The organism is Aeromonas sp. S13(2024), from assembly GCF_041402405.1.
Classification (GTDB): Bacteria; Pseudomonadota; Gammaproteobacteria; order Enterobacterales; family Aeromonadaceae; genus Aeromonas; species Aeromonas veronii.
In genome coordinates this window covers 14,521-39,938 of the sequence record NZ_JBGLRA010000007.1, presented here as the reverse complement: position 1 = coordinate 39,938, position 25,418 = coordinate 14,521, and the positions used below count along the sequence as shown (strand labels likewise).

General features: G+C 59.5%; 23 protein-coding genes and 1 tRNA gene. 13 read left to right on the top strand and 11 right to left on the bottom strand.

The window, feature by feature from the left end; all coding sequences use genetic code 11:
- The first annotated feature begins 57 nt into the window (after nt 1-57).
- Entirely contained in the window at nt 58-1,905 is a 1,848-nt protein-coding gene (locus ACB042_RS11375; protein ID WP_371178435.1) for a diguanylate cyclase, read from the top strand.
- A 141-nt stretch (nt 1,906-2,046) separates the two neighbouring features.
- On the opposite strand, the gene ACB042_RS11370 is transcribed toward ACB042_RS11375, so the two are convergent.
- A complete protein-coding gene (locus ACB042_RS11370) occupies nt 2,047-2,769 on the bottom strand; it encodes an SDR family oxidoreductase (RefSeq protein WP_270817574.1) in 723 nt (240 codons plus the stop codon).
- 432 nt (nt 2,770-3,201) lie between these two features.
- Between ACB042_RS11370 and prfC the strand changes: the two genes are divergently transcribed.
- Together prfC and ACB042_RS11360 are read left to right on the top strand one after the other, a co-directional pair.
- Nucleotides 3,202-4,788: a peptide chain release factor 3 gene (gene prfC, locus ACB042_RS11365; protein ID WP_005340517.1), complete on the top strand. Its 1,587-nt coding sequence runs from the start codon at nt 3,202-3,204 to the stop codon at nt 4,786-4,788.
- A gap of 57 nt (nt 4,789-4,845) precedes the next feature.
- Nucleotides 4,846-5,316: an ASCH domain-containing protein gene (locus ACB042_RS11360; RefSeq protein ID WP_371178434.1), complete on the top strand. Its 471-nt coding sequence runs from the start codon at nt 4,846-4,848 to the stop codon at nt 5,314-5,316.
- Nucleotides 5,317-5,362: 46 nt separating this feature from the next.
- Here ACB042_RS11360 and ACB042_RS11355 read toward each other — a convergent pair whose 3' ends face one another.
- A complete protein-coding gene (locus ACB042_RS11355) occupies nt 5,363-6,277 on the bottom strand; it encodes a GNAT family N-acetyltransferase (protein WP_371178433.1) in 915 nt (304 codons plus the stop codon).
- Between the two features lie 140 nt (nt 6,278-6,417).
- A complete protein-coding gene (mdtH, locus tag ACB042_RS11350) occupies nt 6,418-7,614 on the bottom strand; it encodes a multidrug efflux MFS transporter MdtH (RefSeq protein ID WP_265784085.1) in 1,197 nt (398 codons plus the stop codon).
- Between the two features lie 92 nt (nt 7,615-7,706).
- Here mdtH and ACB042_RS11345 point away from each other — a divergent pair, with 92 nt between their 5' ends.
- Nucleotides 7,707-8,600 (top strand): LysR family transcriptional regulator, encoded by an 894-nt coding sequence (locus tag ACB042_RS11345; RefSeq protein ID WP_005340524.1) that lies wholly within the window; start codon nt 7,707-7,709, stop codon nt 8,598-8,600.
- Nucleotides 8,601-8,632: 32 nt separating this feature from the next.
- Here the strand turns inward: ACB042_RS11345 and ACB042_RS11340 are convergent, their stop codons facing one another.
- Complete coding sequence (locus tag ACB042_RS11340; protein WP_371178432.1) at nt 8,633-10,408, bottom strand: M4 family metallopeptidase; 1,776 nt, start codon at nt 10,406-10,408, stop codon at nt 8,633-8,635.
- 346 nt (nt 10,409-10,754) lie between these two features.
- On the opposite strand from ACB042_RS11340, the gene ACB042_RS11335 reads away from it, so the two are divergent.
- Both ACB042_RS11335 and rimJ read left to right on the top strand, forming a co-directional pair.
- On the top strand, nt 10,755-11,309 hold the full coding sequence (locus ACB042_RS11335; RefSeq protein ID WP_005340529.1) for a GNAT family N-acetyltransferase: 555 nt from the start codon (nt 10,755-10,757) through the stop codon (nt 11,307-11,309).
- Entirely contained in the window at nt 11,309-11,860 is a 552-nt protein-coding gene (rimJ, locus tag ACB042_RS11330) for a ribosomal protein S5-alanine N-acetyltransferase (RefSeq protein WP_159162922.1), read from the top strand. Before ACB042_RS11335 ends, rimJ begins: the two co-directional genes overlap by 1 nt.
- A gap of 62 nt (nt 11,861-11,922) precedes the next feature.
- On the opposite strand, the gene ACB042_RS11325 is transcribed toward rimJ, so the two are convergent.
- The 3 genes from ACB042_RS11325 to ACB042_RS11315 form a co-directional block, all read right to left on the bottom strand.
- Nucleotides 11,923-12,171 (bottom strand): hypothetical protein, encoded by a 249-nt coding sequence (locus ACB042_RS11325; protein WP_005340533.1) that lies wholly within the window; start codon nt 12,169-12,171, stop codon nt 11,923-11,925.
- Nucleotides 12,172-12,480: 309 nt separating this feature from the next.
- A complete protein-coding gene (locus tag ACB042_RS11320; protein ID WP_371178431.1) occupies nt 12,481-13,530 on the bottom strand; it encodes an oxidoreductase in 1,050 nt (349 codons plus the stop codon).
- Nucleotides 13,531-13,665: 135 nt separating this feature from the next.
- Nucleotides 13,666-14,829 carry a multidrug effflux MFS transporter gene (locus ACB042_RS11315; protein WP_371178430.1) on the bottom strand — a complete coding sequence of 388 codons (1,164 nt, stop codon included), beginning with the start codon at nt 14,827-14,829 and terminating at the stop codon, nt 13,666-13,668.
- A 238-nt stretch (nt 14,830-15,067) separates the two neighbouring features.
- Here ACB042_RS11315 and rdgB point away from each other — a divergent pair, with 238 nt between their 5' ends.
- The 3 genes from rdgB to ACB042_RS11300 all read left to right on the top strand — a co-directional run bounded on the left by rdgB (nt 15,068) and on the right by ACB042_RS11300 (nt 17,425).
- Complete coding sequence (gene rdgB / locus ACB042_RS11310; RefSeq protein WP_005340539.1) at nt 15,068-15,664, top strand: RdgB/HAM1 family non-canonical purine NTP pyrophosphatase; 597 nt, start codon at nt 15,068-15,070, stop codon at nt 15,662-15,664.
- Between the two features lie 90 nt (nt 15,665-15,754).
- A complete protein-coding gene (gene hemW, locus ACB042_RS11305; RefSeq protein ID WP_371178429.1) occupies nt 15,755-16,900 on the top strand; it encodes a radical SAM family heme chaperone HemW in 1,146 nt (381 codons plus the stop codon).
- A 93-nt stretch (nt 16,901-16,993) separates the two neighbouring features.
- On the top strand, nt 16,994-17,425 hold the full coding sequence (locus ACB042_RS11300) for a hypothetical protein (protein ID WP_005358103.1): 432 nt from the start codon (nt 16,994-16,996) through the stop codon (nt 17,423-17,425).
- An 87-nt stretch (nt 17,426-17,512) separates the two neighbouring features.
- Here the strand turns inward: ACB042_RS11300 and ACB042_RS11295 are convergent, their stop codons facing one another.
- Both ACB042_RS11295 and zntR read right to left on the bottom strand, forming a co-directional pair.
- Nucleotides 17,513-17,752, bottom strand: a complete 240-nt coding sequence (locus ACB042_RS11295) for an alternative ribosome-rescue factor A (RefSeq protein WP_100654533.1) — start codon at nt 17,750-17,752, stop codon at nt 17,513-17,515.
- A 214-nt stretch (nt 17,753-17,966) separates the two neighbouring features.
- Complete coding sequence (gene zntR, locus ACB042_RS11290; protein ID WP_005341244.1) at nt 17,967-18,422, bottom strand: Zn(2+)-responsive transcriptional regulator; 456 nt, start codon at nt 18,420-18,422, stop codon at nt 17,967-17,969.
- Nucleotides 18,423-18,837: 415 nt separating this feature from the next.
- On the opposite strand from zntR, the gene purH reads away from it, so the two are divergent.
- The 4 genes from purH to ACB042_RS11270 all read left to right on the top strand — a co-directional run bounded on the left by purH (nt 18,838) and on the right by ACB042_RS11270 (nt 23,018).
- A complete protein-coding gene (gene purH, locus ACB042_RS11285) occupies nt 18,838-20,430 on the top strand; it encodes a bifunctional phosphoribosylaminoimidazolecarboxamide formyltransferase/IMP cyclohydrolase (protein ID WP_371178428.1) in 1,593 nt (530 codons plus the stop codon).
- Between the two features lie 114 nt (nt 20,431-20,544).
- Nucleotides 20,545-21,831, top strand: coding sequence for a phosphoribosylamine--glycine ligase (gene purD, locus ACB042_RS11280; protein ID WP_160880932.1), 1,287 nt, complete (start codon nt 20,545-20,547; stop codon nt 21,829-21,831).
- A gap of 277 nt (nt 21,832-22,108) precedes the next feature.
- On the top strand, nt 22,109-22,483 hold the full coding sequence (locus ACB042_RS11275; RefSeq protein WP_005349056.1) for a cytochrome b562: 375 nt from the start codon (nt 22,109-22,111) through the stop codon (nt 22,481-22,483).
- On the top strand, nt 22,464-23,018 hold the full coding sequence (locus ACB042_RS11270; protein ID WP_371178427.1) for a cytochrome b/b6 domain-containing protein: 555 nt from the start codon (nt 22,464-22,466) through the stop codon (nt 23,016-23,018). The genes ACB042_RS11275 and ACB042_RS11270 overlap by 20 nt, the downstream gene beginning before the upstream one ends.
- Before the next feature lie 164 nt (nt 23,019-23,182).
- Here the strand turns inward: ACB042_RS11270 and ACB042_RS11265 are convergent.
- Together ACB042_RS11265 and rpoD are read right to left on the bottom strand one after the other, a co-directional pair.
- Nucleotides 23,183-23,259: transfer RNA gene (locus ACB042_RS11265), tRNA-Ile, on the bottom strand.
- Nucleotides 23,260-23,446: 187 nt separating this feature from the next.
- Nucleotides 23,447-25,342: an RNA polymerase sigma factor RpoD gene (rpoD, locus tag ACB042_RS11260; RefSeq protein WP_263718854.1), complete on the bottom strand. Its 1,896-nt coding sequence runs from the start codon at nt 25,340-25,342 to the stop codon at nt 23,447-23,449.
- Nucleotides 25,343-25,418 lie beyond the last annotated feature (76 nt).

Genomic DNA, 25,418 nt, shown 5'->3' with positions numbered 1-25,418 from the left:
TGGTGATTTTCCGGCATCGGCTTGCCCGATGATCTTTCCCATTGATCCGGAGTGAGTATGAGCCGACTTGCCTTGCTGCTGTTGCTGGCGGCGTTCGGGCTGGCAGCCAAACCCTTGTCCCCCGAGCAGTTGGAAAATGAACTGGGAGGGATGGAGCGGGTCTATCAGCCGATCGAGTTGCTGCGGGAGCGCGTTGCCCGTTTGCAGCGGGACGGCAACGCCTATCCGCCGTCGCAGCAGATGCGGATCAGTCGTCTGGCTTGCTGGGCCCAATCGGCCGATGACATGCAGGAGTCCCGTACCGCCATCGCCAATGCGGAGCGGATGCTGGCCATTGCGCGCGAGCAGGGCGACGCCGCCGCCGTGGCGGAGCTGACGATTTGCCGCGGCTGGTTCAATCAGCTGCTCGGCGAGGTAGCGAAGGCTCGTCACGATTACGATGAGGGGCTGCGGCGGGCAAGAGAGGCCGCCTTGCCAAAGCTGGAGGCGCTGGCGCTGGCCCGCCGGGGGGCCATGCTGTCTTTTCAGGGGGTCTCAGGCCAGGGGCTGATGGATCTCACCAAGGCGCACAATATCTATGAGCAGTTGGGGTTGCCCACCTGGTATCACCAGGCGCAGCTCGAGATTGCAGCCACATTTCGTCGGATGGGCCTCTACGCCGAAGCACTTGCCACCCTCAACCGGTTGAGCGAACACTTTGCCAGGAGCCACGACGGGTTTGGCTCGGCAAGGCTAAGTGATCAACTGGCGATGGTCTATCTGCAGACCGGGCGTTATCAGGATGCGCTGGGCGAGCTTGAACGCAGTGCGGCCTTTTATAATCAGCCTCAATATCTGATTGAGCATGCCGAACGCATGGTGATGCAGGCCGAGGCTCTGCTCGGGCTGGATCGCCCCGCTGATGCCGGACGCTTGCTGGCACAAGCGGCGAAGGTGCTCTCTCCCGATGTTGACCCCATCCTCCATGCGCATCTCGAGCTGGTGCGGGCGAGGTTGAGAGTCGAACAGCAGGAACCGGCGCCAGCCTTGCGTGCGCTTGAGAAGATTGAGCCGATTTTGAAGGTGGAAGGGCACGTGCGCTTTTTGCTCGAGCTCTACTGGGTACGCAGTCGGGCGCTCGAGTTGCAAGGCGATTATCCGGCGGCACTGGCCGCATTGCGGGAGCATCTGGTGCAGGAGCAGCGGCTCGATCAGCTGTTACGGGAACAGAGCACGGCCTGGGTTCGCGGCGAGTTCGAGCTGGCACGTCAGGAGGGGGAGAACGAGCGACTGCGAGTCGAGCAGAAACTGCAGCAGCAGGAGCTGGAGCAGGTCAAGGAGCGTCGCTTCTGGCTGCTGGTGGTGATGGTGCTCTGCGGGGGACTGGCACTGCTGACGATGGGGTGGCTGCTTGATCGCAACCGTCGGATGCGTCGTCTGGCCTTTACCGATGAGCTGACCGGCATCAACAACCGCCGTCGGGTGCTGCGGCAGGGCAGCGATATGTTGGCGCAGGCTCGTAGGCAGGGCTCGCCATTTTGTCTGCTGGTGTTCGATATCGATCACTTCAAGCGGATCAACGATACCCTGGGTCATCATCAAGGAGACAGGGTGCTGCAATGGGTCTCTCGAGCGGCAGATCGTCAGCTGCGGCACCAGGATCAGTTGGGGCGTACCGGCGGAGAGGAGTTCTTGATCCTGCTGCCGGATACCAGCCTTGAAGAAGCGTGCCGGGTGGCTGAGCGGATCCGTCACTCGGTTGCCAACCGGGCGCTGCCCGGCATGTCGTACCCGGTAACCATTAGTATCGGGTGTGCCTCTCTGCGAGACGGTGATCAGGATCTGGCGGCCTTGATCCAGCGTGCCGACAATGCGCTGTATCGTGCGAAAGAGGCGGGGCGCAACCGGGTGGAAACAGATAACTGACGGGCTGGGTATTGTCACTCACCAGAATGTCATCACTATTGGGGAGCACTCTGATATGGCGATGACGCTCGTCCCCTGCGCTCGTTCTTGCCTGCGATGACAGATTGGCAAGCACGAGCGCAGAAGACCGTCAGAAGGGCGTTATGCCCAGGCGCTGCCGCCATTGAGGTGAAGCACCTCACCATTCATGTTGTTATTGCTCATCAGGAATAGCGCGGCCTGCGCATAATCCTCTCCCTCTCCCAAGCGTTTCAACGGCAGGCTTTGTGCCACGGCAGCCACTTTTTGTGGGTCATTGCCCAGCGCTTTAAGCAACATGGGAGTGCGCATGGGGCCCGGGTTGATGACGTTGATCCGACGGGGGGTCAGTTCGGTAACCAGACTGTGAGCCAGCGTTTCAACCGCGCCAGCTGCAACGGCCGGGAGTGCCTTACCTAGTTGTGGGCGGCGCGTCACCATCCCGGACGTGAGCACGATGGAGCCGCGTTCGGACAGTTTGGGTGCTGCGGCGCGGATCGCATGAACACTTCCCCAGAAGCGGCTGTCCATGTTGATTTTCAAATCCTCGATGGCAGCGGTGAGAAAGCTGCCTGGTCGCATGACGGCGGCGGTGATGACGAGATGATCCAGCGAATCCAGCTGGTTGAAAAAGTGATTGATAGAGTCGACGTCGAGAATATCCAGTTGATGGCCACTGGCATTTGGGCCCAGTTCAGCCAGCGCAGTGGCAAGCTGCTCACGGCTGGAACCGCCGATAATGACCTTGGCGCCTTGCTCGATCGCTTGCTGGGCGGTGGCCAGGCCAAGACCCGAGGTACCACCGATAATGACGATCTGTTGATTGTGCAGGGTGGAATGTTTCATGTAATGACCTCTCCATTATGTAGATACGATTTACATATTTGTAGCTGGATAGGGAAAGTCCAAGTATGAAAATTTATCAAGAGTGGTTGTTGCTGGCATGGGGAGGGGGCCAAATCCACGTGGTCCGGATGCTGCCATCCGATTCGGAGCGTTTGATTTTCTGTTCAGTTGGAACCTGTGGAACTGCTGGGCGGCCAAATTATCCTCTCTTGTCAGGCTGGGTATTTTTCACTCGCGCGGGTATAATGTCGCGCAATTTTGCTTTGACTCAGGCGAGAAGACCCATGTAACGCAACCCTCCTCCCTCTCTCCACCAGGTTGGCAAGACGCCAGCTGGCGTGGCTTTCGTTGCGTATACATGTGCTGTGAGCGGCATTCCGGATTTATTCCCACGGTGGCTGATGCCACCGCTCAATAGAAGAACGTTGAATTATGTCAGCTGAATTTCTGAGTGAAGTCTCCAAGAGACGCACTTTTGCGATCATTTCGCACCCGGATGCGGGTAAAACCACCATCACCGAGAAAGTCCTGCTGTTCGGACAGGCCATTCAGCGCGCCGGTACCGTCAAGGGCCGTGGCTCGGGCCAGCACGCCAAATCCGACTGGATGGAGATGGAGAAGCAGCGTGGTATCTCCATCACCACGTCGGTGATGCAGTTCCCCTATGCCGATTGTCTGGTCAACCTGCTCGACACCCCGGGTCACGAGGACTTCTCTGAAGATACCTACCGTACCCTGACCGCGGTCGACTGCTGCCTGATGGTCATCGATGCCGCCAAGGGTGTTGAAGACCGGACCCGCAAGCTGATGGAAGTGACCCGTCTGCGTGATACCCCTATCCTCACCTTCATGAACAAGCTGGACCGCGAAGTGCGCGATCCGATGGAAGTGATGGACGAGGTGGAGCGCGAGCTGAAGATCATGTGCGCCCCGATCACTTGGCCTATCGGCTGCGGCAAATCCTTCAAGGGGGTCTATCACCTCTACAAGGATGAGACCTATCTCTATCAAAGCGGTCAGGGCCACACCATTCAGGAGAAGCGTGTAGTCAAGGGGCTGAACAACCCGGATCTGGATGCCGCCGTCGGCGAAGATCTGGCCCAGCAACTGCGCGACGAGCTGGAGCTGGTGCAGGGCGCCTCCCCCGAGTTCGATCACGATGCCTTTATCGCTGGCGAGATGACCCCTGTCTTCTTCGGTACTGCACTGGGTAACTTCGGTGTCGACCACATGCTGGACGGCCTGACTGACTGGGCGCCGTCTCCCATGCCGCGCAAGGCCGAGAGCCGCGAAGTGGTGGCGACCGAGGAGAAATTCTCCGGCTTCGTGTTCAAGATCCAGGCAAACATGGATCCGAAGCACCGTGACCGTATCGCTTTTATGCGTATCGTGTCAGGTACTTACAGCAAGGGCATGAAGATGCGCCATGTGCGTATCGGCAAGGATGTGAACATCTCCGACGCCGTGACCTTTATGGCCGGTGACCGTGAGCAGGCGGAAGACGCCTTCGCCGGGGACATCATCGGTCTGCACAACCACGGTACCATCCAGATCGGTGACACCTTCACCCAGGGGGAAGATCTCAAGTTCACCGGTATCCCGAACTTTGCACCGGAACTGTTCCGCCGCATCCGCCTGCGCGACCCGCTCAAGCAGAAGCAGCTGCTCAAGGGGCTGGTCCAGCTCTCTGAAGAGGGCGCGGTGCAGGTGTTCCGTCCGCTGATCAGCAACGATCTCATCGTCGGTGCGGTCGGTGTGCTGCAGTTTGACGTGGTGGTTTCTCGTCTGAAGAGTGAGTACAACGTCGAGGCCATCTACGAGGCGGTCAACGTTTCCACCGCCCGCTGGGTGGAAGGGACCGACGTCAAGAAGTTCGAAGAGTTCAAACGCAAGAACGAGGTCAACCTGGCTCTCGATGGCGGTGACAACCTCACCTATATCGCACCGACCATGGTCAACCTGCGCCTGGCACAGGAGCGTCACCCGGACGTTGAGTTCCGCCAGACTCGCGAGCACTGATACTGCTTACCAAATCCCGCCAGATGGCGGGATTTTTTTACGCATCAAGGAGAGGTGATGGTTGAATCGATGAATCCTGCCTGCTCGGCTCTTGAGGGTTATCTGTTATCCCTGCCGGTGGCTGCACGGGCTCGTCATGTCTCGGCGGACTACTTCTGTGCTGATGAACACAATGCCAACCTCTGTGCTTCGCTGGTGGTGGCAGGACGCAAGCGAGCGACCTGTAGCCTCGCTTACTGGTATCTGGAGAAGGGCAAGCGGATGCCGGAACAGGGGGACCTACTGGTGGTAACCGACTGGAGTGGTCAGCCCAAGGCGCTGGTTGAAATAGTCTCGGTCACCTTGTGCCGATTCGATGAGATTGATGCTGCGTTTGCTGCCGAGGAGGGGGAGGGCGATGGCTCTCTGGCTTGGTGGCACGAGGCGCACAAGGCCTTCTTCGAACGCGAGATGAAGGCGGAAGGGAGAGAATTTGATGAGCACGCCACGCTGGTGCTGGAGCGATTTCGGGTAGTGGCGCAGCCATAGTAAACAAAGCGGCAAGCAGGGGATACTTCTGCTTGCCGCTATCACTTTAGATCGCCAGGTCTAGCACCATACAGATCTCGCAATCCCCGTGGCCGGTGCAGCCAAGGGGGCCGGGCAGGTGTTCAAAGCCCAGTGATTCGTAGAGGCTGGTGGCTTCGCGCAGTACCTCAGTGGTCTCCAGATAGCAGCGGCGATAGCCCAAACTACGAGCGGCATCCAGTGCTTGCAACACCAACCGCTTGCCAAGGCCCAGTCCGCGCAGGGCGGGCATAAAGTACATCTTCTGCAGCTCGCAGACTCCCTCTTCTCCCGCCAATGGCGCGATACCACCTCCGCCGAGGATGGAACCGTCCGGCCCTTCGATGACCCAGTAGCGACTCTTCTCCCCCTGATAGCTCTGGGAGAGGGTGTCGAGATTGGGATCGGATACCCCATAGCCCTTGTCGGCGGTGAGGCCATATTCGGCCGAGACGGCGCGGATCACCAAGGCGATCTGGGCATTGTCCGCCGCCGTGATGGGGCGGATCTGGTAACCCCGCTGGCGACGGGCGCGGGAGAGGGCGCTGCGATAGAGCCGCAGCCCTTGCCACAGCTGCTCCCGCTCGGGCAGGCTCAACTGTGCCAACATCTCTTCCATCGCCCCGTCCATCTCCCGGTGCAACTCCAGCAGCATCCCCTGACCGTTGACGGTGAGGCGGGCCTCCTTGCTGCGCCCGTCGGAGGGGTGCGGGTGCCAGCTGATGAGCTCCCGTTCGGCCAGGCGCGCCAGCGGACGGCTGGCGTTGGATTTGTCGATGTGCAGCTTTTCTGCCAGCTGCTGGTTGGTGGCCGGGGCGTTTTCCAGCTCGATCAGCAGGTGAGCCTCGATGGGGGTGAGGGCCAGATTGCCGCACTGCTGGGAGAGCATGCCGAGTTCGCGAACCAGATCGCGCGACAGGGAGCGCAGGGGACGGGGATCCATATCGTGGGTTCCTTTTTTAGTTGTGCATGACAACTAAAATAGCGTAAAAGTTGTAATTCGCAACCTTTTGCTGTGATGACTTGCAGAATATGAGGTGAGCGGCAGCCCCGTTGATTGGGCTGCCGCAGGTGGGGCGGTCGTCAGGCGGCGGCTCTGATAGCCAGCTCCGGGCGGCGGGAGAAGCAGCGGGCGAGCAGCAGCATGGTGGCCACGCCTATGGTGCCCAGCACCAGCCAGGGGAGGGCCGGTTGTCCCTGTTGCAGCGAGAAGTCATAGAGGGAGCCGCCGCCCACATAGCCGGTCATGCCTCCCAGCGCCAGTCCGAGGCGGCTAAAGCCCATGTAGCTGCCGCGGGCTGTGGGGTTGGCAAGCCGGGTCATCAGGGTCTCCCGGGCCGGTTCACAGATGATGATCCCCAGATAGAAGCAGGCCAGCAGTACGAAGATGCCGGAGAGGGTGCTGACGAAGGCGACCAGCCCGATCCCCACCGTCATGAGCAGGATACCCGTCATCAGCCGGCTCTCCAGCCGATAGCGCCGCTCGCTGAAACGGGCAATAGGGTAGAGCAGCGCCAGTGATAGCGCCGTTTCCAGGCTGTACATCCAGCCCACTGCCGTGGTGGTGCCGGAGAGCTGCTTGACCAGAATGGGGAAAATCAGCATCACCTGTACCCACAGCATGTAGTAGCCGCTCAGGATCAGTACCAGTCGGCAGAAGGCGCGATCTGCCAGCACCTGCCCCAACCCTTCCCGCATCGGAGTCGGTTTGACCGAGAGGCGGTAGGCGGGCAGCAGGGTCCAGTTGCAGAGAGCCGCCAGGGTGAAGAGTCCGGCGCCCAGCAGGCAGACATAGGTGAAGTCAAAGCGCAGCAGCCAGCTGCCTAGCAGGGCACCGGTGACGGCTCCCGCACTCTCCAGCATCATCAGCAGGGAGATAAAGCGGCCCCGTTCATGGGGACGGGTGAACTTGATCACCAGTGCCGCCCGTGGCGGGTCGAACAGGCAACCGCCGAGTCCGGAGAGGAAGCAGGAGAAGATCAGCATGGCGCCGCTGTCGGCCCAGGCCAAGGTGGCGAAGCCCACCGCCCGCAGCAACATGCCGGTGACGATGAGCGGGCGGGCGCCAAAGCGGTCGGCCAGCGAACCGCCGAAGATCCCCAGCCCCTGCTGGGTCAGCTGGCGCAGGCCGAGGGCCAGCCCCACCAGACCGGCGGCCCAGCCGAGTTGATCGACGAAGCGCAGGCTGATCATCGGCATCACCACAAAGAAACCCAGGATCACCAGTGTGGTATCCAGCGCCAGAAACCAGCGTCCCCAAAACCTCGCCCTATCGACCATAACGCCCTCTCATTCACAGATACCTTCATTCTGGAGAGGGTTTAGATATAGTGGTAGACGACAACTACCTATATTTCATATCAGGATTATTTATGTCTATGGATTTGGACGATCTGCAACTGCTGCTGGATGTGGCCGAGCTGGGCAGCTTCAGTCAGGCGGCGGCCATTCGTGGCTGGTCACAGCCGCTGGTGAGCCAGCGGATTGCCCAGCTGGAGGAGAGCCTCGGGGCGCCGCTGTTTCAGCGTCATCGACGCGGGGTGACGCCGACCCGTGCTTGCGAGGAGTTTCTCCCTGCCGCCCGTTCGGCGCTGGCCACTCTGAGCGAAGGGCGACTGGCACTGCAGGGGGCGCCAGCACTGCCATGTATCCGTCTCTCCAGCCTGCCATCCCTCACTTCGGTGGTGTTTGGCTCGCTATTGATGGAGCTGGTGGATGAGCCGTTCGAAATCCGCTGCACCACGGATCACTCCGGCGAGATCATGCAGTCGCTGCTGACCGGGGAGGCCGATATCGGCTTTGTGCTCAAGCGTCCGCCGGTTGCGGGCCTGCAGATGGAGCTGCTCTGCTGCTCCCCCATCATCGCTATCGCCTCGCCATTGCATCCGCTGGCCGGTTGTCACGGCCTCACCCTGGAGGATATTGCCGACCAGCGGCTGGCGCCTCAGGTATGGGGGCCGGGGTGTGACGTCTTTATCCAGCAGTTGCGGCGGCTGCGGCGGGCCGCCAGCCCCCTGCATGCGGTGCAGCCCGCCAGTGCGGCGCGGGATCTGGCGCTGGAACACGGGTTTATCACCCTGATGCCGGAGCTGGCCATCAAGCGGGATCTGGAGGTGGGGCGGCTGGTCAGGCTCGATGTGCGCAATCTGCCGCAGGAGCATTGGGATGTGATGATGGCGTGGCGCGGTGGCAAGCGGCCCAACCCGGCTAGGGAAACCGTGTTGGCCACCGCTCGCACGCTGGCGAAACGGTGGCGCAATGAGTAGAGCGATGCGGGACAAGGCCCGCATCGGGTGGGTCAGTAGCTGGCCTTGAGGGTTACGCCACTGAACGCGGAAAACCCTGACAGCTGCACATGCCAGGTGCCCGCCTTGGGATTGGTGAACGAGCAGCTTTCGTTATTGCCTCCCTTGTAGGGACGGCAGTCGTAACTGCTGCTGGTGGGGGCGCTGCCAAAGCGGACGTAGAGGTCGGCATCACCGGTACCGCCACTGCTGCTGATCTGCAGCGACCTGGTGCCCGCAGGTACGTTCAGGGTGTAGTTGAGCTTGCCACCCTTGCTGGCGGCGAGGTTGCTCACCGGCACGCCGTTTTGCAGCACGTTGTCGCTCGGTGGCGGCGTGGTGCCGCAGCTGGCATCGACCCCGACGGTCTGGAAGGCCCGTGCCACATCCGCCTGACTGTAACCCAGGTCGGCGGTCGCCCGGCTGACGCCGCAGGCCCCTTGCTGGTAGTTGGTGTTGGCGCCCCAGTAGAGGCGGTTGGCCAGCAAGAACACTTCAAATGCCTTGCGGGTGTTCCAGCCACTGCTGGTGGCGAGCAGGTAGAAGGCGCGGTTATAGACCCCTGAGCTGTGGTGTACATCCATCCCCTCCCGATAATCCGCCGCATGGCCGATGGATCTGCCATCCCGGGTCGGATCCTCGAAGTAGCGCAGGGAGCCGTTGCCCTTGAAGATCTGGGCGCCGACCAGCCAGTCGTTGCTCCCCTTCATGTAGAACTCTGCCGCTTCCCCCGCCATATCGGAGAAGGCCTCGTTGATGCCGCCGGATTGTCCCGAATAGACCAATCCGGAGTTCTGCTCGGTGAAGCCGTGGCTCACCTCATGGGCCGCCACATCGAGGCTCACCAGCGGGTGGAAGGTGGTGGCGCCGTCACCGAAGGTCATCTGGCTGCCATCCCAGAAGGCGTTCTCGTAATTCTTGCTGTAGTGAACCCGCATCTTCAGTTTGAAGGTGAGGGGCGCCGTGTTGTACCAGTTGCGGTACATGTCGAACACCACGTTGCCGAAGTAGTGGGCGTCGTTGAGGGGCGAGTAGGCACCGTTGATCTCCTTGACCCGGTTCTCCGGGCAGGTGAACTGGTGGATGGCCCCGCCGGAGGTGGCGTGGTTGAGGTTGATGGTATCGACGTTGGGGCTGGTCATCCGGCAGTTGTCATCCACGATGAGCGGGCCAAAATCGGTGCCGTAGAAATATTTGCCGGTCTTGATGTTGCCCCCCGGGCCGCTGGCGTCCTTGTGGTTGATCCCCTCCCAGCGTTTGAGCTCCTCACCGCTCTGGGCATCAAGAATGACGAAGGGGCGGCTCGGCTTGTCACCTTCGGCGATGAAGGAGACCTGATAAACCAGCCGGGCCAGCCCGTTCTCATCCTGCATCACGTAGAGTTTGACCTGCTCGTTGCTCCCCTTGCTGCCCGCCTTGGCCTTGCTGGCGGCATCCTGTGGCGAGAGGGTGGCGACCGGACTTGCCACATCCTGATCGATCTGGCGCAGCATGCGCCCGCTGGCCTGATGCAGCTGGCCGTTCAGGCTCTTGTCAGCCACCACCACCTGACCCATTACTGGGATGTCGTTCCAGACCTGCTCGTAGCGGATCCGCTGCTGGCCGTTGGGCAGCTTGACCACCCGCACCTGACGAAACTCGCCATCTTCCAGCTGCAAGGTACCACTCGCGGCACTGAGGCCGGTCATGGCCCGGATGCCGTTTGCCGTTATGTTGATCTCTACCTCTTGCGCCGCCAGTGCGGCGCTTCCCCAGCAGGCCAGCGCAACAGCCAGATAAATTTTATTCATCTCTTCTTTCCTTAAATCGATGAGGTTGATAAACCGACCGAAGGTCGGGCGTTTTGAAGCTAGTGCCGGTGGGGGAAAGTGCCCCCTGTCAAAAGTGACAGCGCAGCACAAAGGGGTAGCAGGATCTGCCAAAGTGCCGTTCGGGGGTATTTATTGGTGTCATGTGGAGAGTATTATCCGGTTTCAGACACCCACCCTCCTCTTTTGAGGGAGGATAGTTCGTGCGCAGTTACCCTCTGCGAAGCCTGCCGGAGGAGGGCCGTAAAAGTGACTGGCGCGGCCAGTGGCGATTGGCTACATTGGGTGCTGGTTCGCGATTTGAACACTGATTTGAAAGGAGAATTCCATGTTTTCATGGCAGTTGGACGACGAGCTTGCGCTGCTCTTCTTGCAGCCCGATATGGCGAGCGAACTGTTTGCCCTCTGCAATGACAACCGGGAGTACCTCTCCCAGTGGCTACCCTGGCCGCCACTGATCCAGCGCCCCGTTGACAGCGCCCTCTTCATTCGCAGTGCCATCGAGAAGTTCGCCCGCGGTGAGGGGCTAACCACTGCCATCGAGTATCAGGGGGAGGTGGTGGGGGTTATCGGTTACAACAGCATCGATCACGACCTTGGCAAGGTGGTCATTGGTTACTGGCTGGCGGAGCGCTGGCAGGGTAACGGCATCATCACCCGGGCCTGTCAGGCCCTGATCCACCACGCCTTCGAGGAGATGGGGATGGAGAAGGTGGAGATCAGCGCCGCCACCGATAACGAGCCCAGCAGGGCTGTTTGTGAACGGCTCGGGATGCAGCTGGAGGGGGTGACCCGGCGCGCAGAGCGACTGGGCAACCGGATTGTGGACCATGCCCACTACAGCTTGCTGCGCGATGAGTGGTTAAGGCAGAGGGAGTCCTGATGGCGCTGCCACATATCAAGACGGCCCGCACCCACCTGACCATACTGTCGCCGGATCAGGCCCCCATGATGCTCGACTTCTACCGGCGCAACCGTGACCATCTCACCCCCTGGGAGCCGCTTCGGGACGAGCAGTTTTACACACTCTCTTACTGGCATGCCCGGCTGCAGGACAGCTACAGCCAGTTCTTCAACGGCACCGGCGTCAATCTGGTGGCCCTCGATCCGGCTGGCGAACGGGTGATCGCCACCTGCAACTTCAGCAATATCCTGATGGGCGTCTTCAAGGCGTGTCATCTGGGCTATGCCATCGACCAGCAGCATCAGGGGCAGGGGGTGATGGGAGAGGTGCTGTCAGCCGCCATCGACTACCTGTTTCGGGAGCACGATCTGCATCGCATCATGGCTTGCTATATGCCAGCCAATCAGCGCAGTGGCGCCTTGCTGGAGCGGCTCGGCTTCGAGCGGGAGGGATTCGCGCGGGCGTATCTGATGATCAATGGTCGCTGGGAGGATCACATCCTCACCTCGCTGATTAATCCGGCCCCCTGAGCGACAGATAAAAAAACGGGCCCGAAGTTGCCTTCGGACCCGTCTTCGAATGAGGTGCAGGCTTAGTTGGCCTTGGCATCGCTCACTGCAGCTTCAACCTTGGTAGCGGCTTCGGTAGCAGCTTTTTCTACGGTTGCAGTCGCTTCGGAGGTGGCCTTCTCTACGGTAGAGGTGGCTTCGCTAGCGGCTTTTTCTACAGTGGCAGCAACTTCGGCGGCCGGAGCAGCAGCAGGAGCGGCAGCTTTTTCTTCTTTCTGACCGCAAGCAGTCAACATCAGACCCAGGATACCGGCTACCAGTACTTTGTTCATGTGCATTCCCTCAAATAAATATGGAGAGATGGTCTGTGCAACCATCACAGCGCCCACCGTTGCCCGGTATTGAAACAAGAAGCCGGGAGGCAGCAGGCGGGCGCAATATAGCCCCATTAGTTACCGATGAAAACGGATATCACAATGACATTTTTTCGTGCCGTGGATAAAAAGCTCCACTGCAACGACTGATATCAATACAAGATGCCGTTAAATGGTGCTTATTGCACAATAAAACACCACTTTGCTGCCATCTTGTGGCGGTTTAACAAGGTCAAGGTTGATCAAGTGCGGCCGATGACCCGTACCTTAGTCAGACAGCTTCTGACAGGGCAGCCGTTTTCCCTCAAGGTGGCTCTGACGGGCCAGATCCAGTAGCGCCATCACCGCCAGCGCTTCACTTGCTGGCACCGGGTTGCTTGCCTCGCCCTTGATGGCGGCGCAGACACCGCGATAGTAGGCGCCATAATCCCCCGCCTCACCCACCACGCTCTGCTGCTTTAACTGACCATCGACAATGCGGCTGAGCTGACCGGGTTCGCTATCCATGCCCCAATCCGCCGCCGGTGGCCGCAAGCCCTGCTTGAGCTGATCTTCCTGCACATCCATACCGAATTTCACGAACGAGCCCTGGCTGCCGTGAATGACAAAGCGCGGCATGGTGGCTGAAACCAGACAGCTGCCATGCAGAATAACCCGCAGAGCACCGTAACCCAGCACCACATGGAAGTAGTCGTCCGCCAGTGCGCCGGGACGCTGCTCGGCCAGATCGGCCTGCAACCAGTCAGGTTGGCCGAACAGCTGCAATGCCTGATCCAGCACGTGGGGGCCGAGATCGAACCAGAGTCCGGAACCCGGGCCACCCGCTTCGCGCCAGCGCTGGCGGACTTCGGGGCGATAGCGATCGAAGTGCGATTCGAACTGGGCGATCTGCCCCAGCGTCCCTTCGGAAATCAAACGGCGCACGGTAAGGAAATCCCCGTCCCAACGACGGTTGTGGAAGATACTGAGCAGCCGCTGCTGCTTTTCGGCCAGCTCGACCAGCGCTTGCGCCTCGGCCAGATCCAGTGCAAAGGGCTTGTCGATCACCACATGTTTGCCTGCCAGCAGCGCCTGGCGGGCCAGAGGAGCGTGGGTGTCGTTGGGGGTGGCGATCACCACCAGATCGACGGTCTCATCGCTTAGCACCTCCTCCAGTGAACCGACCCGGCAGCCGGGCAGATCGGCCTGCACCTTGGCGGCATCGCGGCTCACTACCCAACTCAGGGACAAGCCCGGCGTGGTGGAGAGGAAGGGGGCGTGGAAGGTCTTGCCTGCAAAGCCATAGCCCACCAGGGCTGCGTTGAGTGTGTGGCTCATCGGGAGTTCTCCGCTGACATCGAGTGAGTGGGGTTGCCATCGCCGGCAATCTGCCGGATGGCCATATGCTGTAAAGGCGATACAAACGAGAAGGGGGCCGATGGCCCCCTGAGTGTGCCCATCAGAGCACAGGATTTATTGCAAACACAAGCGGCGGCCGCGCCGGGTCATCAGCATCACCAGAGGCGGCAGCAGCAGCCACATATGCAGTGCCAGCTGGCTGAGCGGGTCGTGCATCAGGGCGCCGGTCAGGCCAACCAACGCGCCGGAGCCGCTCATCTGGAACAGGCCGAGCAGGGCCGCTGCGGTACCGGCGCAGTGGCCGAACGGTGCCAGCGCCATCCCGGCGGCCGAGCCCAGAATCATGGCAAAGCCGATGCTGGAGAGGAATACCGGCCCCATCATCGCCAGCGGATGCTCGATGTGCATGGCCAAAGTCAGGGTGATGGCCGAGAGCATCAACACCAGCAGGCCGATGCGCAGGGTGCGTCTTGGCCCCACCTTGGCGATAAAGCGCGGCGCCATGAAGCAGGCCAGGATGTTGAGGGCTGCGTTGGCGGTAAACCAGTAGCTAAAGCCGCTCATATCGAGCCCCAGTTTCACCATCAGCTGCACCGGTGCGGCTGTGACATAAGCGAGGATCACCGCCATCGCCAGCATGCACAGCGCCGCGTTGAACAGGAAGCTGGGGGAGCGCAGCACCGGGCTGTAGCGGGACCAGCTGATGAGGGCTCCTTCACTGCGGGTCTCCTCCGGGCGGGTCTCCGGCATCCGCCATATCAGCCAGCTGCCGACGATGAGCGCATAACCGGCCATAAACCAGAAGTTGGCAGACCAGCCCGCCTTGGCGGTGAGCCAGCCACCGAGCAGGGGGGCGAGGGCTGGGATAAAGCAGATGGCGCCATTGAGATAGGAGATCATCTGACCGCTCTTTTTCGGGCCGTAGCTGTCACGTACCACCGAGAAGGCGGCGACCGAGGTGGCGCAGGCGCCAAAGCCCTGCAGCACTCGCGCCAGCATCAATTCGCCGAGGCTGGCGGCAAAACCGGCCCCCAGCGCGCTCAGGCCATAGAGCAGCACACCGCCCAGCGCGATGGGCTTGCGACCGTAGCGATCGGCCAGCGGGCCAACAAGCAGTTGCCCCAGCCCCATGCTGAACAGGAACCAGGTGATGGTGCCCTGCATCAGGGTTACTTCGGCGCCCAGTTGCTCGGCCATCTGCGGAATGGCGGGCAGGTAGATGTCGATAGCCAGCGGACTGAACAGCACCAGTAGTACGAGTAAAAGTATCAATGGCATCTGTCACCTCTTTAGTCAGCCAAGTTAATGAATTGGGGCGCGAGTCTACTGACTCACAGTAATGAATAGAAATGGTATTTAATCACTTTGGTTATTCCATTATGGAAACATGTATTAAAAAGCTGGTTATTCGATGGCGGCAAATCCCCCGTAACCCCATCACAGCGGGTGTAATTGACGCTTTTACTAAACGCTTGCGCCGCATAGAATGCGCAGATTATTTTTGCGGAGGTGCTCGATGAACAAGCTTGTCCTGGCAACAGGTAACCAGAAAAAGGTGAAGGAATTGGCCGCCATGCTGGCCGATATGAAGATCCAGGTGATCCCACAGAGCGAGTTTGCGGTCTCCGATGCCGATGAGACCGGCACCACCTTCGTCGAGAATGCCATCATCAAGGCCCGCCACGCCGCCCGCATTACCGGTCTGCCCGCCGTGGCCGATGATTCCGGTCTGGAAGTCGATCTGCTGCAAGGGCGCCCCGGCGTCTACTCCGCCCGTTTTGCCGGTGTGGGTGCCGGTGACAAGGCCAATATCGAGAAGCTGCTCGGCGAGCTGCAAGGTGCCCCCGAGTACCTGAAGAGCGCCCGCTTCTGGTGTGTGCTGGTCTATATGCGCCACGCTGACGATCCCACCCCCATCATCTGTCAGGCGAGCTGGGAAGGGATGATCATCGACGAGCCGCGCGGTCAGCACGGTTTTGGCTATGACCCGGTCTTCTTCGTGCCGGATCACGACTGCACCGCCGCCCAGATGCCCGCCGAGCTGAAAAACCAGCTGAGCCATCGCGGTCAGGCGCTGGCCAAGCTCAAAGCGGCGCTGGCTGCGGCGCACTGAGTCACTTCGCCACCTTGTCGGTTACACACGGTCAATCACACATAGTCATCTACAATGGGGGCCTTGAGCCCCCGTTTTATTGGAAGCCCCATGCTGCAACTGCCGCCGCTCTCTCTCTATATTCATGTGCCCTGGTGCGTCCAGAAGTGCCCTTATTGTGACTTCAACTCCCATGCCCAGAAGGGGGAGTTGCCTCACCTCGAATATGTCGCCGCCCTGCTGGAGGATCTGGATCAGGATCTGAAGTGGGCGCAGGGGCGGCTGCTCTCCTCGATCTTTATCGGCGGCGGCACCCCCAGCCTGCTGACGGTGGAGGCGATGCAAGCCTTGCTGGACGGGGTGCGGGCCCGCATTCCGCTCACCGCAGATTGCGAGATCACCATGGAGGCCAATCCGGGCACGGTGGAGGCAGACAAGTTTGCCGGTTTCCAGCGCGCTGGCATCAACCGCATCTCCATCGGCGTGCAGAGCTTCCAGCAGGAGAAGCTGACCCGCCTCGGCCGTATCCACGGCCCGGAAGAGGCCCGCAAAGCCGCCGCACTGGCCCACGCCATCAAGTTGCCCACCTTCAATCTGGATCTGATGCACGGTCTGCCGGATCAGAGTCTGGATGATGCGCTGTATGACCTGCAGCAGGCGATCGACTGCGCACCGCCGCACCTCTCCTGGTATCAGCTCACCATAGAGCCGAACACGGCATTTGCCTCCAAGCCGCCGCGGCTACCGGAAGATGACACCCTGTGGGATATCTACGAGCAGGGCCACGCCATGCTCACCGCCAGCGGTTATCGCCAGTACGAGATCTCGGCTTATGCCAAAGAGGGCTACCAGTGCCATCACAACCTCAACTACTGGCGTTTCGGCGACTATCTGGGGATTGGCTGTGGCGCCCACGGCAAAGTGACCGATCTCGCGAACCAACAGATCCTGCGCACCGCCAAGGTGAAGCATCCGAAAGGGTATCTGGACAAGAGCCGCCCCTATCTGGACGAGCAGTGGCAGGTGACGGCAGACGATCTGCCGCTCGAATACTTTATGAACCGCTTCCGGCTGTTCGAACCGGCTCCCAAGGCAGAGTTCGAGGCCTATACCGGCTTGCCGTTGGAGCGGGTGGAGACGATGCTCGCCATCGCCCAGAGCAAGGAGCTGATCGAGGATTTGGGGGATAGCTGGCAGCTCACCTCCCTCGGCCATCGCTATCTGAACGTATTGCTCGAACTCTTTATGGATGAGTGAGCGGTGGTTGGCGAACCTTCTTCTATTTGAGGCTGATATGTGTCATTACCTTGAGGGCAGTACACCAGTGAGTTACAGCAAAAGAGAGCGGAGATGACAAAGATAAACGGCTTTGGTTGGGCTGTATTGGGGGTGATCGCGCTAGTTGGTAGCGGTGTTGCCTATTTAGCTATGCCGACCAAGCAGCAGGTTAATATCAGCCTGCGTGGCAATAATGACGGAGTCGATCGTACTGATGCAGTTAAACAGAGGTTTGGCCAGCTGGCACTGCTATGTCCAGCGATAGCCAAGGCCAAGTCAGTGACAGTGACCTATGAGCAAGGTGAGTTCCTTTTGTGGCGTAACGAGCAGCTCGGTTGGCAAAGTGACTATTACTTTCAAGCTGTGGACCGACGTGGTGAAAACCACCATTTCTACCTGCGCGATGATGGTAAGAACGAGCTGATTATCCAAGGTAAACAGTCCAGCCTCGATTGGTGTGGCATTCAACAGAAAATAAATGGTTACTATCTGGCAGCCTTCTAGCCCCAGTATTGGGAGCTATCACACCAGAGAACATAAACAATCAGGGCGCCAATGGCGCCCTGATTGTTTTGGTCGGTAGAAAACCGCTCAGCAGCAGACGCGGATCATCTGCTGTTGGCCGGGCTCCCACCGCTTGCCGAATTTGGCTTTGCGCTGGTAACTCCCCTTGCCCTTCTTGTTGCGCTCGACCCGGCTGCGAAACAGGGGATCGGAGAGCAGGGCGTGCAGATGGTTATCCTTTATTTCGCCGCGCTGATGGGCATAGTGGCCCCCTTGCGCATTTTCCTCACGGGGGAGGGCGGGTTGGTCGACCCGGATCTTGGCCATGATGACTCCTCTTCTTTTCTCTTGGTGTGTTGATTCTTGTGTCTGGATGGCGGTTTTCACTGCGGGCGCCTGTTCAGGCTAGCGCCCGGCAACCGGATGCACTTGCACCGGTTAAAAACGCGGCGATTTTGTCACCAAATCGCCGCCGGAGCAATGCGTCGGGCGCGCCGAGTCAGTCACACTGAGCCAGGCACGCTCAGTCAGGCATACCATGTCAGCCGTGAACCGGGTCATGCTGGTCGTGGCTGTGATGCTCATGATGGGCCGGGGCGCCAGATTCCAGCGTCTCGAGGATGGCGCAGTGCTCGGCCGAGCGCGGCCCGCCGCAGCAGATATTGGAGAGCTCGCGCAGATTGTCGCGAAAGCGGGTCAGTTCGATGATCTTCTGCTCCACCTGGGCCAGCTTGGTGTCGGCCACTGCTTTCACCTCCTGACAGGTGACTTTGGCCTTGTTGGTATCGAGGTCGAGCAGCTCACCAATATCGGCCAGCGAGAATCCGACCGACTTGGCGCGGATAATAAACTCCAGCCGCCGCTTGTCCTGTTCGCTGTAGAGACGGTAGCCGGATTCGTTGCGGATCCCCGGTGAGATAAGCCCGTTCTTCTCGTAAAAACGCAGGGTATCTGCCTTGACCCCGCACGCCTTGGCCAGTTCACCGATCCGATACATGCTCTCTCTCCCCTTGAATGTATGCCGCCACAAAAACCGGAATCCACTATCACCCCTTTGCCCATGGATTGCCAGCCAAGGGCATAAAAGGGGCAGATAAACATCTCCTGGCGACCCTTTTTCCCATAAAACACTGAAAGTGCAAACGTTTCGAGAAAATCAATTGGAAAACGTTTAACGCCGCGCCAAATAAGGCTTTGCTGTTTCAAAAAATCCACCACAGGTCACATTTTTTGTGTAGAATACGCGCCCATAACAGAGCGCCGCACCAAGCGGGCATTTCCTAAAACGCTTTTGCCGGATGTCGGGGCGAGAGTGGTTTGCGAAATCCCCCACTTCCATTTATTTGGGGACTCTCTGTGTTGAGCCTCGCCTCCCATGGAACGGTCCCCGTTATGTTGAGGACGATAGTGTGATGGAACAAGCTCGACCCATTCGCCGTGCACTGCTGAGTGTGTCTGACAAAACTGGCATTCTGGAATTTGCCAAGGCACTCAACGAGCGTGGTGTTGCCCTGCTCTCCACGGGCGGTACCGCCAAGCTGCTTGGCGAGGCGGGTCTGCCGGTGACCGAGGTCTCCGACTACACGGGTTTCCCTGAAATGATGGATGGCCGGGTCAAGACCCTGCATCCCAAGGTTCATGGCGGCATCCTCGGCCGTCGGGATCAGGATGACGCCATCATGGCTCAGCACGCTATCTCCCCCATCGACATGGTCGTCGTCAACCTCTACCCCTTCGCCGCCACCGTGGCCAAAGTAGGCTGCACCCTGGCCGATGCGGTCGAGAACATCGACATCGGCGGCCCGACCATGGTGCGCTCTGCCGCCAAAAACCATAAAGATGTCGCTATCGTCGTAAAAGCTGCCGACTATGATCGGGTTATTCGCGAAATGGATGCCAACGGTAACAGCCTGAAACTGGCGACCCGTTTCGATCTGGCGATCAAAGCCTTCGAGCACACCGCTGCCTACGACGGCATGATCGCCAACTACTTCGGTACCATGGTTCCTTCCTACGGTGACAACAAGGAGGGTGACGAGGAGTCCCGCTTCCCGCGCACCTTCAACAGCCAGTTCATCAAGAAGCAGGACATGCGTTACGGCGAAAACAGCCATCAGGCTGCAGCTTTCTATGCCGAGGAGCATGCCGCGCCGGGTTCCGTCTCCAGCGCTGTCCAGCTGCAGGGCAAGGCGCTCTCCTACAACAACATCGCCGATACCGATGCGGCGCTGGAGTGTGTTAAGGAGTTCGACGAGCCGGCCTGCGTCATCGTCAAGCATGCCAACCCCTGCGGTGTGGCCATCGGTGACGACCTGCTGAGTGCCTACGATCGCGCTTACCAGACCGACCCCACCTCCGCCTTTGGCGGCATCATCGCCTTCAACCGCGAGCTGGATGGCGCCACTGCGGCAGCTATCGTTGCCCGCCAGTTTGTCGAAGTGATCATCGCCCCGACCGTCAGCCAGGAGGCCCGCGATGCGGTCGCCGCCAAACAGAACGTGCGTCTGCTCGAATGCGGTCAGTGGACGGCTCCGGCGCAAGGGTTTGACCTCAAACGCGTCAACGGCGGCCTGCTGGTACAGGAGCGGGATCTCGGCATGGTGACGCTGGGTGACCTGACCGTGGTCAGCAAGCGCCAGCCGACCGAGGCCGAGCTACAGGATCTGCTGTTCTGCTGGAAAGTGGCCAAGTTCGTCAAATCCAACGCCATTGTCTACGCCAAAGATGGCCAGACCATCGGCGTCGGTGCAGGCCAGATGAGCCGTGTTTATTCGGCCAAAATCGCCGGTATCAAGGCTGCGGACGAAGGGCTGACCGTGGCGGGCTCCGTGATGGCCTCCGATGCCTTCTTCCCGTTCCGCGACGGTATTGATGCTGCCGCGCAGGCCGGTATCTCTTGCGTGATCCAGCCGGGTGGTTCGATGCGCGATCAGGAGGTGATCGATGCCGCCGACGAACACGGCATGTGCATGGTGTTCACCAACATGCGCCATTTCCGTCATTGATGGGTCAGGGGCTGCCGATGGCGGCCCTTTTGTTGTCTCTTTTCAACTGACTATTTCCGCTGACTAACGGCCAGAGAGGCCGTCCAGTGACCACAAATAGAAGCGAGCGATACGATGAAAGTACTGATCATTGGCAACGGTGGCCGCGAACACGCCCTGGCTTGGAAGGCCAAACACTCCCCACTGGTACGTCACGTTTTTGTAGCGCCGGGCAACGCAGGCACCCAGCTTGAGCCGGGTGTCGAGAACGTCGCCATCGAGGCGACCGATATCGAAGGGTTGCTGGCCTTTGCCAAAGAGAAGCAGGTCGGCCTCACCATCGTCGGGCCGGAAGCGCCGCTGGTGAAAGGGGTGGTGGATGCCTTCCGCGCCGCCGGTCAGCCCATCTTTGGCCCGACCGCTGCCGCTGCCCAGCTGGAAGGCTCCAAGGCTTTCACCAAGGATTTCCTGGCCCGTCACGCCATTCCGACCGCCGAGTACCAGAACTTCACCGAAGTGGAGCCAGCACTCGCTTACTTGCGTGAGAAAGGCGCCCCCATCGTCATCAAGGCCGATGGTCTGGCGGCGGGCAAGGGGGTGATTGTCGCCATGACCTTGCAGGAAGCGGAAGACGCGGTGCGCGACATGCTCTCCGGCAATGCCTTTGGCGAAGCGGGCTCCCGGGTGGTGATCGAGGAGTTTCTGGAGGGGGAAGAGGCGAGCTTCATCGTCATGGTCGATGGCGAGCACGTGCTGCCGATGGCCACCAGTCAGGATCACAAGCGGGTTGGCGACGGTGATACCGGCCTCAACACCGGCGGTATGGGGGCTTATTCCCCGGCGCCTGTAGTGACCGCCGAGGTACATCAGAAGGTGATGGAGCAGGTGATCATGCCGACCGTGTGCGGCATGGCGGCCGAGGGCAACGTCTACACCGGTTTCCTCTACGCCGGTCTGATGATCGACGGTGCAGGCAATCCCAAGGTGATCGAGTTCAACTGCCGCTTTGGTGATCCCGAGACCCAGCCCATCATGCTGCGGATGCAATCCGATCTGGTGGAGCTCTGCCTGGCCGCTTGCGAAGGCAAGCTGGATCAGAAAGAGGCCATCTATGATCCCCGCGCCGCCATCGGCGTGGTGTTGGCGGCGGGAGGCTATCCCGGCGATTACAGTACCAATCACCCCATCAGCGGCTTGCCGGTGGATGAAGTGGCAGGAGAGAAGGTGTTCCATGCCGGTACCCGCCTGGAGGGCGATACCAGCCTGACCGCTGGCGGTCGTGTACTGTGCGCCACGGCGCTGGGCCATACGGTTGCAGAGGCTCAGCAGCGTGCCTATCAGCTCGCTGGCCGCATCAAGTGGGATGGCGTCTTCTACCGCAAGGATATCGGCTGGCGCGCCATTGCTCGCGAACAGGAGTAACTGACGCCAGCAAATGGCTAGTTGATTCAGACCCCGCTACGGCGGGGTTTTTTGTCGCTGTTTACCGCTTTCAACCATCCTCATGATGCGCGTCACCAGCGTTCAATCAGTTACCAAGCGCAAACAAGCGCGGTATACCTGTCACTATTTGCCACAAAAAACAGCATTTTTCACAAACGTTTCACCATGAGTCATGGCATCATGCTGGTGATGAATTCTTGTTTGGATTCATAAGTACCCCTAACAATTCGAGCATGTCGTTATATAAGGAAATCCCATGTTGAAAACCGTCCGCCCCCTGCTGCTGCCCCTGATGTTTGGCCTGATGACCCTGCCTGCTGTGGCGGGGGATCTGGAACAGCCGATGAAGAAGATTGGCTTCAACTACAAGCAGGCCGTCAAGGCTGATGATGCAGCCACCATGGAGAAGCACATCAACGAGATGAAGGCCCAGCTGGATGTGGCCAAGCAGAAGAACATGCCGGCCGCCAAGAAAGAGAAATTCCTTGAAGGGATGAATGAGGTACAGACCGAGCTGGACGCCAGCCTGGCCGCACTCAAGGCGGGTGATGAGGCCAAGGCGCGCGAACATCTGGCCAAGGTCAACGACCTGAAGAAGGAGTACCACAAATATGCCAAGCAAAAAGGGTGAGTCCTTTCGCTGGGATCCGCTGGTTCGCCTGACCCACTGGGGCTTGGTGGCGGTCTGCATCGGCAACCTCTGGGTTAACGAAGCGGGCGAGGAGTGGCACGAGTGGCTGGGTTACGGCGCCATTGGGCTGATCTCCTTGCGTCTGCTCTGGGGGCTCACTTTCGCCCGTGGCTACGCTCGCCTCGGCGCCCTCATCCCCAGCGGGGAGGATTTTCGCCAGCAGGCGCGCGAGATGCGTGAGCGGCAGCCTCCGGCACCGGGTCATCACGGCAGCGGCAAGCTGGCCGTGTGGGCGCTCTGGCTGGTTGTGCTGGCCACCGCTGGCAGCGGCTGGTTTCAAAATACCGAGACGGGATTTGAACTGGGGGCTGACGAGTGGCATGAGTGGTGCGTGGTGGTGCTGCAGGGGTTGATTGGTCTGCATCTGCTGGCCGTTGTGTTCACCTCCTGGCGTCAGCGCAGCAATCTGGTTACCCGGATGCTGCCCGCCGGGCGTCGCTCGTCCATCCAGCGCGGCAACAACGAGCAAACCTGAGGCTCAGCATTAGGTTCCTTGTCTCTGAGTGAGGCGCCTGATCCGGACCCTGCCCAGACCCGCCCATGGCGGGTCTTTTCTATGACCTCATCCAGCTCATCACAGGGCATTGCTCGATACGTAGATGCAAAAAGGCCGCTCATCATGAGCGGCCTTTTTCAATTTGGTGGCCCCTGGGGGACTTGAACCCACGACCAATCGATTATGAGTCGACTGCTCTGACCAACTGAGCTAAGGGGCCAAATTGTGCGTTTAGCGGCGTGGATTATAGGGGAAGAGGAAAGGGCAGTCTATAGGCATATCAACCACTTGGCGACTAATTGTCCAGGTCGATAGAGGGTGCAAAGCGGGTCGCAAGGGTAAATGCCAGACAAAACAAAGCCCCGCATGGCGGGGCTTTGGCAGAGTAGTTTGACACAGGGTCAGGACTATTCGTCCAAGAAGCTGCGCAGCACTTCCGAGCGGCTCGGGTGGCGCAGTTTGCGCAGTGCCTTGGCTTCGATCTGACGAATACGCTCACGGGTAACGTCGAACTGTTTGCCCACTTCCTCGAGGGTGTGGTCAGTGTTCATGTCGATACCGAAACGCATCCGCAGTACCTTGGCTTCGCGGGCGGTCAGGCCAGCAAGCACTTCGCGGGTGGCGTTGCGCAGGCTTTCGCTGGTCGCCGCATCCGCTGGCAGAGCCAGGGTGGTATCTTCGATAAAGTCGCCCAAATGGGAATCTTCATCATCACCGATGGGCGTTTCCATGGAGATAGGCTCTTTGGCGATCTTCAGTACCTTGCGGATCTTGTCTTCCGGCATGCCCATGCGCATGGCCAGCTCTTCCGGGTTCGGTTCACGACCCATCTCCTGCAGCATCTGACGGGAGATACGGTTGAGCTTGTTGATGGTCTCGATCATGTGTACCGGTATACGGATGGTACGGGCCTGATCCGCGATGGAGCGGGTAATGGCTTGACGGATCCACCAAGTTGCATAGGTCGAGAACTTGTAGCCACGACGGTATTCAAACTTGTCTACCGCCTTCATCAGACCGATGTTGCCCTCCTGGATCAGATCCAGGAACTGCAGACCGCGGTTGGTGTACTTCTTGGCGATAGAGATAACCAGACGCAAGTTGGCCTCAACCATCTCTTTCTTCGCACGGCGGGCTTTGGCCTCACCGATGCTCATGCGACGGTTGATATCCTTGATCTGGGCAATCGACAGACCGGTCTCTTCTTCAATCTGCTGCAGCTTGCCGATGGCGCGCTGGATATCCTCGTCCATTTCAACCAGACGAGGAGACCAGGCTTTGCCAGCCTGCTTCTGGTATTCGAACCAGGCAGTTTCACACTCGTTGTTGGTGAAGGCCGCGACGAAGGTTTTCTTCGGCATCTTGGCCTGCTCAACGCAGAGCTTCATGATGATGCGTTCCTGCACGCGGACGCGCTCCATCATTTCACGCATGTTGTTGACCAGGCGATCGAACTGCTTGGGCATCAGGCGGAATTGACGGAATACATCGGCCAGCTGGGCGATGGCGGCCTGGGTATCTTCGTGCGCGCGACCATTCTTCTGAATGGAGAGACGGGTCACTTCATACTGGGCACGCAGTTCACCAAACTTCTCGCGAGCGACTTCCGGATCCGGACCACCGTCACCGTCGTCGTCAGAGCTGTCGCCATCTTCGTCTTCGTCTTCTTCGTCTTCTTCATCTTCGTCGGCCAGATCGTCTTCGCCGAGTTCGGAACCGATATGCGTGGCGGTAGGCGCCATATCTTCAGTTTCGTTCGGGTCAATAAAGCCTGAGATGATGTCAGAGAGACGCAGCTGCTCGGCTTCGTACTTGTCGTACTGTTCGAGCAGGTAAGTAATTGCTTCAGGGTACTCGGCTACGGAGCTTTGTACCTGGTTGATACCGTCTTCGATCCGCTTGGCGATGTCGATTTCGCCTTCGCGGGTCAGCAGTTCGACGGTACCCATTTCCCGCATGTACATGCGGACGGGATCGGTCGTGCGACCAATCTCAGATTCAACAGATGCCAGAGCCTGGGCCGCTGCTTCGGCAGCGTCCTCATCGGCGGTACCACCTTCAGCCATGATAAGGTCATCGGCATCCGGAGCGTTTTCAACCACTTGAATGCCCATATCGTTGATCATCTGAATGATGTCTTCGATCTGGTCTGAATCGACAATGTCTTGCGGGAGGTGATCGTTCACCTCGGCATAGGTCAGGTAGCCCTGTTCTTTACCTTTGGCAACGAGGAGTTTAAGCTGAGACTGCGGGGTTTGCTCCATAGAACTCATCCGGTTGGTGTTGCTAGGTTGCGCGTACAGTGCGCTGCTGCGCAAATAGCCAATTCTAATAGAAAACCGCCAGACATGCTATGTCTGGTTGCGGCGTCGGTCATGA